Origin of the sequence: Liberibacter crescens BT-1 (assembly GCF_000325745.1) — a bacterium.
GTDB lineage: Bacteria > Pseudomonadota > Alphaproteobacteria > Rhizobiales > Rhizobiaceae > Liberibacter > Liberibacter crescens.
This window is the reverse complement of the sequence record NC_019907.1, coordinates 1,284,201-1,297,106: the sequence shown is the minus strand read 5'-3', so window position 1 is coordinate 1,297,106 and position 12,906 is coordinate 1,284,201. Positions and strand designations below refer to the sequence as shown.

The window sequence follows — 12,906 nt, the reverse complement described above, 5'->3', positions numbered from 1 at the left end:
ATTATGTCCATTTTGTTAGGGAAGAAGTTTCTGCTTATCATATCTGGTGGCATTGCTGCTTATAAAAGTTTAGATCTTATTCGGCGGATGCGTGAATATGGAGCTATTGTTATTCCTGTTATGACAGATGCTGCACAAAAGTTTATTACATCATTAGCAGTCCGGGCTGTGTCTGATGCTTCTGTATATACGGATTTATTTTTATGGAAAGAGGAATATGATGTCAGTCATATTAGATTGGCAAGGGATTGTGATGCTGTCCTGGTAGCTCCAGCAACTGCAGATATTATGGCGTGTATGACACATGGGATAGCAGATGATCTTGCTTCAGCTATTTTATTAGCAACAGATCGGCCTGTTTTCCTGGCTCCGGCAATGAATCCGGTGATGTGGAGTAATCCTGCTACACAGCGTAATATAAAAATATTAAAAGATGATGGAGTAATTTTAATTGGTCCTGAATATGGAGAAATGGCTGAGAGCAATGAAATAGGTTTAGGAAGAATGTCTGAGCCTTTAACAATTATTGCGCATTTAGAGCAATTTTTAAAAGATCAAAATTTAAAATTACTCAAAGGGAAAAAAGCTTTGGTTACCTCTGGACCTACCTATGAGCCTATAGATCCTGTGAGATATATTACAAATTATTCTTCAGGTCGTCAGGGGCATGCCATTGCAAAAGAATTAGCCAGTCTTGGTGCAGATGTGACATTAATTTCTGGCCCAGTAACGATTCCTGATCCATCAGGTGTCACAACTATTCATGTCAAACAGGCGGAAGAAATGTTACAGGAAACGCTAGCAGCTCTTCCTGTTGATATTGCTGTAATGGTAGCTGCTGTTGTCGATTGGAAAGTTTCTGAAATAGCAAGTAAAAAAATCAAGAAAAAAGCTTATCAGGATCAATATGTATTAAAAATGCAAGAAAATCCCGATATACTTAAAACGATAGGATGTCATTGTAATCGTCCAGATGTTGTAATTGGTTTTTGTCTTGAAACGCAGGATCTTGAAAGAAATGCAAAAGAAAAATTGATAGATAAGAGAGCAGATCTTATCTTGGCGAATTATGTGCAAAATATAGGTAGAGAGAGTAATCAGGTTATGGTTATTTCTAATGAAGGAGTAGAAATTTGGCCTGAACTCTCAAAGCAGGAGGTAGCTCGACGCTTGGCTCTTTTAACTGCCAGGCGTTTAAATCTTAATCATAGCTTTGATTGAATTTAATAAACGGACGTTTATTTTTTTAGAAATTCTATCTTTTGTAAGCCTCTTGAAACTAAAAAAATATTCACCATCTAAAGTGCTATGGATGCCTTTAAGGGTCCCTAGTTGACTGTCTTGGAAGATTTTTTGAAGGCAGTTTGATGTTAAACGTCGCTTCATAAGGAGGACAAATAATGCAAGTAGATTTTTCACCATTCTATAGTTCTACAGTCGGATATGATCCATTGTTTACAATGTTAGACAGTTTGGCAAGGCCTGATCAGTCTGTTACGTATCCACCATACAACATAGAGCGTACAGATGAAAATCTTTATCGTATAACAATGGCTGTTGCGGGTTTTGATACTTCTGAATTAAACATAGAGCTAAATTCTAATATGTTAACTATCAGGGGAGAAAAGGCAGAAGAAGAAAAAGAAAAAACAACTGAATATCTTCATCGTGGTATAGCAAAGCGTTCTTTTGAGCGTCATTTTCAACTTGCTGATTTTGTTGAAGTAAAGACTGCAACTATTGAAAATGGTTTGTTACATATAGAGCTTTTGCGTAATATTCCTGAAAGGATGAAGCCTCGCAATATTAAAATTTCACAACCTTCTGAAAAATTAAAAACAATTGAAACTCGACAGGTTTCTGCTGCATGATTTCTGTATGAGCTAATATGGGAGGGCTAGCTATAATGTTAGTCCTCTTAATTATTTTTCTTTGATTTAATCATCTTTATAAAGATTTTCTAAAATATATCCATATTTATGCTATTGTTTGATATTAGTTTTAATGCTTTTAGAAAATCAATAATAGTTTTCACCACCTTTTTTATTTCATGCATAGATTAAAGTTCTTCTAAGCAAAGCTTATAAGAATAGTCAGTATGTTATTTATTTTTGTAACCATATTATTAGTATAATAACAATGATTATTATTAGTCATCTTTATGTATTAAGAAAGAGAGGGTATAAAGGTATTAGACTGAAATAATGATTTATTATGAATAAAATTCTTAATAACTTAACAAGATAAGATAAGGAAAGAGGGGAAATGATATGCGTTTAACCAAGCAAACTAATTATGGGCTACGTATTTTAATGTATTGTGCTGTTAATGAAGGGCGTCTGAGTCGTATTGCACAAATTGCTAAAGTTTATGGAGTATCAGAACTTTTTCTTTTTAAGGTTTTACAGCCGCTTACAAAAGCTGGAATCATTGAAACTGTTCGAGGACGTCATGGAGGTATTCGCCTTCGTTGTCCAGCTAGTAAGATTACAGTTTTAGATGTTGTTAAAGTCACTGAAGAATCGTTTTATATGGCATCATGTTTTGAAGAAGGAGTCAAAGATTGTCCGCTTACTGGTAATTGTAGTTTGAGTTCTGTTTTACAGATGGCATTAAATGCGTTTTTCGATGTTTTAATGAAATATTCTATAGAATATCTTGTTAAAACACAACCACAAATTAGATCGTTACTTGATCTTGAGGATTTTGATTCTATTGCATCTAAAATTAAGATTTAGACTTTGTATTGTATTATGCGATAATGGAATTGAATGATTCAAATCAGCAATCTATTCAGTATATAAAAAGACGGGTATTTTTTATAATAAAGGAAACTATTTCCGTATAAAATAAAATTCTATATTATTAAGTGTTAACGTTTATTGTAGTATAAAAATAATTGTAAGTGTTGTATCTTTTTTAAAAAAAAGCTTTAAATGATATATAGTAGTGAACAATAATTTTTTATTTGATAAATAATTATTGTTGTTCTGTATCAGTAAATATTAAATTGCTTGTTCCGTTTTGCATAACTTCAGGAAAAGAGGCATACGCTTGTTTGCGAAGTTTTGTTAATTCGTCATCTGGTGCTATGACAAATGGTACGATTTTTCCCTTACGTAAATTTTCTACAAGAGATACCCGAAGTTCATTTCGCACTTTTGTTCCAGAAAGTATGTTGGCTACATTAACACGTAATTCGAATAAAAAGCTATTTTGTTGAATATCTGAAAAAATAATAATTGGAGGTGGATTACGTAGCACTAAAGGGTTGTTTACGGCGACTTCTTGCATGATTTTCATCACTTTATCGGGGTCTGTTGGTGTAATTGGCGTAGATAATGATATGTCAATTCTCCCTAATGTATTGCGATGTGTCCAGTTTCCAACGGAAATATTAATGAACTGTGAATTTGGTACAATAATAGATTGGTGTTGAAATGTTTCTATTTCTGTAGCGCGTACAGAGATGCGGCGTACAATTCCTTCTGTTGTACCTGAGACAATCCAGTCTCCAACTTTAAAAGGTCTTTCTATAAGAAGAATCAGTCCAGAGACAAAGTTAGAAACTATGGTTTGAAGACCGAAACCAATACCAAGGGATAATGCTGAGGCAACTAAAGCCAAGCTAGAGAGGTTTATTCCTGCAGCTGAAATCCCTATAATCGCTGCTATGGCATAGCCAAGATAGCCGACACCCATTTCTACTGAATTGCGTACTCCAATATCAGTTTGGCTACGTGCCATGATATTTTTATCTAACCAGCGTTGAGCCCATCGAGTAATTAACAATCCGAAGCAAAAAATAGCTATTCCTGCTAGAATACCCAAAAGCGATATTCGTATGTTTCCAATCCGAATTTCAGTAAATAAATGATAAATCCAATTTTGCAAATCATCTGGGCTAAATCCTAATGATAGCAAAATTAAAGGTATACTAATTATTATTGCTAATACGTCTATACCTAAACCTGCTGCAAGCCCAATTTGATCTATACTAACTTGTCCGAGATGAAAATTGTTTATAAGACTACGTCCTATACGGGTTTCAGCGAAATTCCCTTCTTTTGATATAGATTTTCCTGCAAGAACACCAATATACATTATTATTAAGACTGAGCTGGTGATAACAATTTGTTTTGATACAAAATGTGCTAGACCTATGTATCCTGAAAGAGTAGCTATGATTAAGAAAATACTAACAGATCGTATTGCAATTATTATAATATAAGGCCATGCCTTTCCAGGAGTCTCTGGGGCATCTTTTCTATCCGAAATGGGCTTTAAAAATGATATGGCAATTAATGTTAGCCCTGTAATCAATGCAGAGAAACTATTAAGCGCAATAATTGAATTAGATTTTGTACTAATCATCTCAAAGTAGTAATCAAAGCTGCTCACAATAACAAGGATTAGTGCATATATTAATAGCCAATCTGATCCTTTATTAGAGATAGGTACTAGCCTCCATTGCGGTAATGACGGTGAGAGAATAGAAATAATTAGTTTCCAGCAAAAATAGATGAATCCTATTAAACTAAAGGTAATACTTGTAATTGGAATGAGATCACCTGTTATTATATCTAATTCTTGAATGAATAATAAAAAAGATACTAGAAATATTGAGAACGAAGCACTAGAGATAATTGTTGAATGTAACGCAAATATTAAGCGATCAATATATGATGGATCGTTAATCATTTTCTTTTGTTTGGTATGGATACCAAATAGTTTAGAAATTCCTAAAAGAAAAAGAAAGGCTGCTGCTAAAGAGCTTCCAAAAACAATCATAAAATATTTTATTTTTCTTTCCAAACAAATAGGGCCCAAGTTATGAATGTCATAAAAGAAGAAGAAATTTCTTCCCAAAGAGAAGAAACGCTTTCTTCGATAAGACTGAAACTAACATTATTGCGACTAAAAAGTGTTTCTTTGAAAAGTTGGTTTCTTTGTTCAGTTATGTCTTTAGAAATTTGGTCGACAGTATTGTATAATGCATCTGCTTCACTTAAGAAGGCAGTTTTTTGAGCTCGTTGTGATATTAAATTACTTCGTTCAGCTACAACAATTGAAGGTTCCGGTTGTTGAGGATTTTCAGTAGGATTTCCAAGTTCTACAAGACGGTTACGAATTTCATCAAGCCTTGTATGATATTCAGAAATAATATTAGAGATTTTGCGGCTTAAGTCATCCGCTTGTAGTTTTATTTTTGTTAAATCATTATCATCTGATTTGTTTGTTTTTGTGGCTTTAGTAAGCTCTTTTACTTGGGTTTTTATTTCTTGAAGTTCTTGGTCTTGAATATTCACAGAACTATAAGATGGAGTTTTGGTCTTCGTACTTTGAGCTAAAGCGATAGGAAATTGAATTATTATTATAATAAAAATAATGAATAAGGATAAAAAAGACACTCTGTCCGTTTTCATTTACGATCCCTATATATATTACAAAAAAGATATAATCTTTAAGATTTTTTAGTAATAAGATTTTTTAGTATATAGTCAAATGGTGGATTATAATCACTTTGGTAATTTAATAGTGTATTATATTTTTTTAAAATTAAAAGTGTATTTATTTTTAATTTGAAATTTTTTAAGGTTTTTAGTTTTTATAGAGGATATTTAGTTTCTATCCTTATAGAGATGGATATCAATTTCAAATTTGCATTTGATACTAGCATGAAATTTATAGCATCACTTTTATAATTAAAGTTTAGTATAAGTAAGTTATTATCATAGTATAATAATTGAAATAATTTTATGAATAGTAATTTATATTCATTTCTGATAACCAGTCATACCACTTATTTAAAGAACCTGAAAAAACATTTATATCAGTTTTTTTAGTATCTATGCCAGGTACAACCCCAGTGCTAGTATATTGCCAAAAAAGCCATTTGCGATTTGAATATGTAATATCAGGGTGTGCTGCTACTGATCTCACCCAAAAAGGATAATCATGGAAGTGGTTAGATAAAACTTCTCGGTAGAAATCTACTGAGGTATAAATGATTGGACGTTTTTTGTAATATCCCTGTATCCTATTCATGAATCTTTTCATCTCTTGTCGTATTATTTGAGGATCAGGGCGATAGGGACACGTCTTAGACATAGGATTCCACTCTACATCAATTACAGGAGGGAGATATACTGATTCTCTAGGAACATTCCTTATAAACCAATCGGCTTGTTCATCAGCACTGGAACAAAAATGATAGAAATGATATGGTGCGTGGGGTATACCAGAAATATGAGCATTTTGCCAGTTTTTGCTAAAAGAGTTATCTAAAAAGTCTTTACCTTCGGTTGCTTTTATAAAAACGAAGGAAACTCCAGACTTTTTAGTCTTTTCCCATTTGATGTTCCCGTCCCATTTTGAAACATCAATGCCATGAATAGGATTTAAGTCAGGATTTTTTTTGCCAAAATATTGTGGTTTAGAGTCATAAAACCGTGATGGTATAGAGGACGTTGTTACATGGTCATAATTTAATGGAACACATCCACCTACCATGAAAGAAATGAACATAAGATATAGACTTCGGTTCATTTAATGAGCATCCTGCTTACAAAATAATATAAACTTTATTAAAAACTTTTCAAAGTAGTCCCTAACTTAAAAGTCAAAAGTAAATATTAAGTTATTAATTATAAGAATTTCAAAAATTGGATTGTGGTATGATTTTTCTGAATGACACTGTATCGTATCTGTATCCACCTAATTTTTTAGGTTTATAACAGCGTTATATGTTAAAAATTTTTACAAAAGAAGAACCCATTAGTCATTAATGTATTAACATTCGTTTAAATAATAATATTATTTATTTTCTTACAAAAGTAATATTTTGATGAATGAAAGATAATTCCATGGATTCTTCTGAATTTCATATAGAAAAAAAAACTTCTTATAAAGTTCTTGTTTTGCTTCTTTTACCTATTCCTGATTTGTATGTTTATTCTGTTCCTCCTGAAGTTCACGTGCAGGTTGGTTCTATTGTACGGGTTCCTCTACAATCAAGAAGTGTTATTGGCATAGTTTGGTTGGGTAACGTGTATTCTCATATTTCTTCAGAAAAAATGCGTTCTATTGAGCATGTTTTTGATTGTTTGCCTATTTCGCGTAAGATGTGTGAGTTTATCAATTGGGTCTCTGATTATACATTATCAATGCCTGGTCTAATAGCACGTATGGTACTATATACTCCTGCGATACTTAAAAAACAAATAAAAGAAAAAGGATTGCGCTATATTGGAGGTCAGCCACAGATTCTCACTGCAGCTCGCTCTCGTGTTATAGAAAAAATTAAAGAAAAAGATATTTGGTTAAAAAATGAATTAATAAAGACTGCTGGAGTTTCACCGAGTGTTATTGATGGTTTACAGGTTCAGGGAATTATTGAACAGGTCAATATTCCTGTTTCCCCTATGGTTATGCCACCAGATCCCAATTTTTGTAGACCCAAATTAGAAGATCATCAATATGAGGCTGTAAGAAATCTTGTTGCTTTGTGTGAAGGAGGCTTTTCTGTATCATTGGTCGAGGGAGTTACAGGATCTGGAAAGACTGAAGTTTATTTGGAAGCTGTTGCGAAGATTTTGAGTTTGGGTAAGCAGGTGCTGATTCTTTTGCCTGAAATTACCTTGACAGAATCTTGTTTAGAGCGCTTCCAGAGTCGTTTTGGAGCAAAAGCTGCTGAATGGCACTCTGGTCTTTCATCGCGTGTGCGTGAGGATGTTTGGAGACAGACGATGTGTGGTCAGATACGGGTAGTTATTGGCGCTCGTTCTGCATTATTTTTGCCTTTTAAAGAGTTAGGCCTTATTATTGTTGATGAAGAACATGATCCTGCTTATAAGCAAGAAGATAGAATTTTTTATAATGCCCGTGACATGTCTGTTGTGCGCGGACGACTTGAAGGTTTCCCTGTTATACTCGTTTCAGCAACGCCTTCTATAGAAAGTCAGATCAATCGATCCTTTGGCAGATATCATGCGGTTTATTTGGCTCAACGCTATAAGGGCTCTGTTTTACCTGATGTACAGCTTGTTGATATGCGATACGAGTCATTAAAGCATGGGAAATTCCTTTCTTCTAAATTATTAGCTAATATAGAAAATACCTTGAAGAAAGGAGAGCAAACCCTTCTTTTTCTAAATCGGCGTGGTTATGCTCCTTTAACTTTATGCCGGGTATGTGGTTATCGATTCCAATGTCCTGATTGTTCCTCTTGGCTTGTAGAACATCGTTCTTCGAATGACTTGCGCTGTCATCAGTGTGGGTATGTTGAGCCCAAGAGAGAAACCTGTCCTGAATGTGAATCGTGCAATTGTATGATTGCTTGTGGGCCTGGAGTTGAGAGGATTTCTGAGGAAGTTGAGAGCTATTTTCCTCAAGCACATATTGTTATACTGTCTTCCGATATGGAGGGGGGGGCGAAGAGGTTTCGTTCACAATTAAAAGCGATTGCTAAGGGAAATGTTGATATAGTTATTGGTACTCAGCTGATTGCAAAAGGACATAATTTCCCACGTATGTCTTTGGTAGGGGTTGTTGATGGCGATCTTAGTCTTTCTAATGTTGATTTGCGTGCTGCTGAACGTACTTTTCAGTTATTATCGCAAGTTGTTGGCCGTGCTGGACGTTTTGGTCTTACAAGTCTTGGCCTCATTCAAGTTTATGATCCAGAGCATCCAGTGATGCAGGCTCTTGTTTCAGGAGATTCGAAGGCTTTTTATGAGTGTGAAATTTATGAAAGAAAAAAAGCTCTTCTCCCTCCTTTTACCCGTCTCGCTGCTGTAATTGTTTCTTCTAGAGACCGTCAGGAAGCTGAAATATATGCGCAAGAATTGCGTAAGAATTCTCCTAAAGCATCAGGAATCCTTGTGTTCGGTCCAGCAGAAGCTCCATTGGCTTTGTTACGAGGATTATACCGATTTCGACTTTTGATTCATGGAACACGTCAAGCATCCTTGCAGGCTTTTATTAAAGCTATGCTTTTACATTCACCAAAAAAACCCAAATCAGTAAATGTTCAGTTTGATATAGATCCGCAAAGTTTTCTTTAAAAAAAATGATTTAAACATGGAATATGAAGTTGTTGATGATCAAAAAAGTTTATTAATGACTCCTGAGTCAAGAAATACTTTTCCAAAACCTTTGCTTAAAAGTGAATATACAACAACTTTGTGAAGTTAATAATTCCTGGTTTGTCTATGGTTGACAGTATCACTTCCTGGTATAAGGATCATGATCCTTTCTGTGACCACCAGATTATTTGATTTGTTTTAAGTTTTTATAAATGAATATTTATTTAATGTTGTTGCTCAATGATAGATAAACAATGAAAGAAAGTTAATTCTGTTCTTCTTGTGTTTGGCGTATGGATGAGCCGTTATGCTGGATAAGACTTGTGAATAAAAGGAGTATTGTATAAAAAAGGGTTATTTATCTTTTGTAACTCAGATATAAATCTATTGGTTTATGATGTGATGTATGCACAATAAGCATGTTAAAAAGTTGTGATCAGGTTGATCATCGACGTATTATGATTATTTTAAGGAAAAATATCTATAATTAGAACATTAGTTATTAAATCGCATTTTAAAATTTATTCAGTATGTTAATTGATTTTTGTTCATTATAGATTATTGATTAAATTTTAAATATAAATAATGGTGTGTATTGTATTTTTTTCTTAAAACAGTAAAACTAAAAATTTAGGTTATTTGGTGTTATGAAGTCAGGTTGTTGCTAATTTTTTAGTCCTATGCTAATGGCTGTTTTGATATAAACTCTCCTTGATTGTTTTAGGTTTTAATGTTTTAAAATATTTTTTGTCTTTTTAGGTTTGAATTTTTTCTTGGTTTTTTATTTTTAATCAGGAAGTGGGTTTTTGTGATAGATTTATATAGGCTTTTCCCTGGGTTGATTGGACGATATGCTCATTCACTTTTTAGTGTTGCCAGTGAAGAGGGTCTGATTGATTCTGTATCAAATGATGTATTGTATTTTGCGCAAATTTTTTCTGAAAATGCTGATTTTAAGATGTTTCTAGAAAGTCCTGTTTTCTCTGTTAAAGAGAAGATTGACATTGTTGATGCTTTTGTAAAAAAAGCTGGTTTTTGTGAGATTTCGATTAATTTTTTTAAGTTATTAATTAAGAACAATCGTTTGCTTTGTGTCAAACAGGTTATAGAAGCATTTAATATGATTTGTTCTTATTATCGTGGTGAGATTATAGCTGATGTTAAAGTTGCTGATGTTCTTTCTATAGAAGAAAAAAATGAATTTAGGGTTTGTCTTAGAGAAATCTTTGGTCAAGAAGTGCTGTTGAATATTATTGTAGACCCTTCGCTTATCGCTGGGTTTATTGTAAAAGTCAGATCAAGGCAGATTGATGTATCTCTTCGTGCAAAATTTTCTAATATTGGGCTTATATTGAAAGAGGTTGGTTGATGGATATACGTGCTGCAGAGGTTTCTGAGATTCTTAAAGAGAGAATAAGAAATTTTAGCAAAAATGCAGAAGTTTCTGAAGTAGGTCAAGTTCTTTCTGTTGGTGATGGTATCGCGCGTGTTTATGGTCTTGATGAGATCCAAGCCGGTGAGATGGTTTCATTTCCGAACGGTGTGTACGGTATGGCTCTTAGTTTGGAAGCTGATAACGTTGGAGTTGTTATCTTTGGCTCTGATAGAAACATCTCTGAAGGAGATGTTGTAAAGCGTACTGGTCAAATTATGCAAGTTCCTGTTGGTCCAGAGTTATTGGGCCGTGTTGTTGATGCGCTGGGAAATCCAATTGATGGCAAGGGTCTTATAAAATGTAGTGATCGGGCATATGTTGATGTCAAGGCTCCGGGTATTGTGCAGCGTAAATCTGTTCATGAGCCGATGCTTACTGGTATTAAGGCTATAGATGCTATTATTCCTATAGGTCGTGGGCAGCGCGAGTTGATAATAGGAGATAGACAAACAGGAAAGACTGCAATTATTTTGGATTCGTTTTTGAATCAAAAATCCATTCATGATCACGGCGAAGAAAAAGACAAAATATACTGTATTTATGTTGCTATTGGTCAAAAACTTTCTACTGTTGCTCGATTTGTAAAAGTTTTAGAAGACTATGGTGCATTGCATTATTCTATAATTGTTGTTGCTTCTGCTTCTGATCCTGCTCCAATGCAATTTTTGGCACCCTTTTCTGCTTGTTCAATGGGAGAATATTTTCGGGATAGAGGGCAACATGCTTTAATTGCGTATGACGATTTATATAAGCAAGCTGTTGCATATCGTCAGATGTCTCTTCTTTTACGGCGGCCACCTGGTCGAGAAGCCTATCCAGGAGATGTCTTTTATTTGCATTCTCGTTTATTGGAGAGAGCTGCAAAAATGTCGGATGCATCTGGCGCTGGTTCTTTAACAGCCTTGCCTGTTATTGAAACGCAAGCTAATGATGTTTCTGCATATATTCCAACTAACGTAATATCTATAACAGATGGACAAATTTTCCTTGAAACAGATTTGTTCTATCAAGGGATTCGTCCTGCTATTAATGTTGGTTTGTCTGTTTCGCGTGTTGGGTCTGCTGCTCAAGTCAAAGCTATGAAGCAAGTGGCTGGTTCTATTAAAGGTGAGTTAGCTCAGTACCGTGAAATAGCGTCTTTTTCTCAGTTTGGTTCCAATCTTGATGTTGCCACTCAGAGACTTCTCAGCCGTGGGCAGCGTTTAACTGAGCTTTTAAAGCAACCGCAATTTTCTCCGTTTAAGATTGAAGAGCAAGTGGTTGTTATGTTTGCTGGGATTAATGGGTATCTTGATAAGATAGATTTGTCGCAGATTGGTAGATTTGAAACGGAGCTTTTATCTTATTTGAAGATTACGTATGGGGATGTTCTAAAAAGTATAGCTGATGATAAAGTGATTTCTAAAGATTTGGACACTAAGCTAAAAACTATTATTGATGAATTTTTAAAAATTTTTGGCTGAAGGATAGTAAAAGGAACGGAGCTTAGAAATGGCTTCTATGAAAGAGCTAAAAAATCGAATAAATTCTGTAAAAGCGACAAAGAAGATTACAAAAGCTATGCAAATGGTTGCTGTTTCTGAATTGCGGCGTGCTCAAGAAGCTTATAATATAGCGTCTATTTATTATAATCATATAAATAATATGGTTGCACAAGTTATTGATGGCGAAGATGTTAATGATGACGTGCGTCTGTTACTTCAAGGATCTAAACAAGATAAGGTTCATTTGCTTATTATTTGCACAACAGAACGAGGATTATGTGGAGGATTTAATTCACAAATTTTGCGATTTAGTCAATATCATATAGAGCAATTTCTGAAAGAAGGAAAAGAAGTTAAGATTTTAGTTATAGGAAGAAAAGGATATGAGGTATTGAGCCGTCATAAGTTTTCTTCATTAATTATTGATTGCGTGGAATTATCTGGTAAAAAAACGATTGAGTTTTCTCAAGCTAATAATATCGGCAAAAAGGTATTATCTCTTTTTGAGAACGGTGAGTTTGATAGATGCTCTATTATCTATTCACACTTTAAATCAATTATACAACAAGTTCCTGCAATTAAAGATTTAATTCCTTTGGCTCCATCTTTCATCATGGAAAATCAGAAAGATAGGCAAATATCTTTATACGAGTATGAGCCAACATTATATTCCATACTTCGCAGTATTTTACCTCATTATATTTCTGTTGAGATATTTAAAGCTCTTTTGGAAAATTTAAAAGGTGAAATGGCTGCAAAGGTAGCTTCTATGGATAATGCAACACGTAATGCAAGTCGTATGATAGATGATTTAACTTTATCATATAATTATCAACGTCAGGTACGTATTACTACTGAACTGATCGAGATAATTTCTGGTGCCGAAGCAGTATAATAAATT

The 12,906-nt window shown here is 34.0% G+C and carries 10 protein-coding genes; 7 read left to right on the top strand and 3 right to left on the bottom strand.

All coding sequences use genetic code 11. From position 1 onward, the window contains the following. Nucleotides 1–3 precede the first annotated feature (3 nt). From coaBC to rirA, 3 genes are all read left to right on the top strand, one after another. Nucleotides 4–1,221: a bifunctional phosphopantothenoylcysteine decarboxylase/phosphopantothenate--cysteine ligase CoaBC gene (gene coaBC, locus B488_RS05775; protein ID WP_015273604.1), complete on the top strand. Its 1,218-nt coding sequence runs from the start codon at nt 4–6 to the stop codon at nt 1,219–1,221. Nucleotides 1,222–1,397: 176 nt separating this feature from the next. After that, nucleotides 1,398–1,871 (top strand): Hsp20 family protein, encoded by a 474-nt coding sequence (locus tag B488_RS05765; protein WP_144049212.1) that lies wholly within the window; start codon nt 1,398–1,400, stop codon nt 1,869–1,871. Between the two features lie 399 nt (nt 1,872–2,270). Continuing rightward, nucleotides 2,271–2,738, top strand: a complete 468-nt coding sequence (gene rirA / locus B488_RS05760) for an iron-responsive transcriptional regulator RirA (protein ID WP_041770788.1) — start codon at nt 2,271–2,273, stop codon at nt 2,736–2,738. A 241-nt stretch (nt 2,739–2,979) separates the two neighbouring features. Here the strand turns inward: rirA and B488_RS05755 are convergent, their stop codons facing one another. The 3 genes from B488_RS05755 to B488_RS05750 all read right to left on the bottom strand — a co-directional run bounded on the left by B488_RS05755 (nt 2,980) and on the right by B488_RS05750 (nt 6,549). Then, a complete protein-coding gene (locus tag B488_RS05755; protein ID WP_015273601.1) occupies nt 2,980–4,791 on the bottom strand; it encodes a mechanosensitive ion channel family protein in 1,812 nt (603 codons plus the stop codon). A gap of 8 nt (nt 4,792–4,799) precedes the next feature. Beyond that, entirely contained in the window at nt 4,800–5,426 is a 627-nt protein-coding gene (locus B488_RS06950; protein ID WP_015273600.1) for a hypothetical protein, read from the bottom strand. 331 nt (nt 5,427–5,757) lie between these two features. Beyond that, entirely contained in the window at nt 5,758–6,549 is a 792-nt protein-coding gene (locus B488_RS05750; protein ID WP_015273599.1) for a glycoside hydrolase family 25 protein, read from the bottom strand. Between the two features lie 317 nt (nt 6,550–6,866). On the opposite strand from B488_RS05750, the gene B488_RS05745 reads away from it, so the two are divergent. From B488_RS05745 to B488_RS05730, 4 genes are all read left to right on the top strand, one after another. Then, a complete protein-coding gene (locus B488_RS05745) occupies nt 6,867–9,065 on the top strand; it encodes a primosomal protein N' (protein ID WP_015273598.1) in 2,199 nt (732 codons plus the stop codon). A gap of 829 nt (nt 9,066–9,894) precedes the next feature. After that, the gene (gene atpH / locus B488_RS05740; RefSeq protein ID WP_015273597.1) at nt 9,895–10,455 is read left to right on the top strand and encodes an ATP synthase F1 subunit delta; all 561 of its coding nucleotides are present in this window, start codon (nt 9,895–9,897) and stop codon (nt 10,453–10,455) included. Continuing rightward, a complete protein-coding gene (atpA, locus tag B488_RS05735; protein WP_015273596.1) occupies nt 10,455–11,984 on the top strand; it encodes a F0F1 ATP synthase subunit alpha in 1,530 nt (509 codons plus the stop codon). Before atpH ends, atpA begins: the two co-directional genes overlap by 1 nt. Before the next feature lie 28 nt (nt 11,985–12,012). Beyond that, nucleotides 12,013–12,900: a F0F1 ATP synthase subunit gamma gene (locus B488_RS05730; protein ID WP_015273595.1), complete on the top strand. Its 888-nt coding sequence runs from the start codon at nt 12,013–12,015 to the stop codon at nt 12,898–12,900. Nucleotides 12,901–12,906 lie beyond the last annotated feature (6 nt).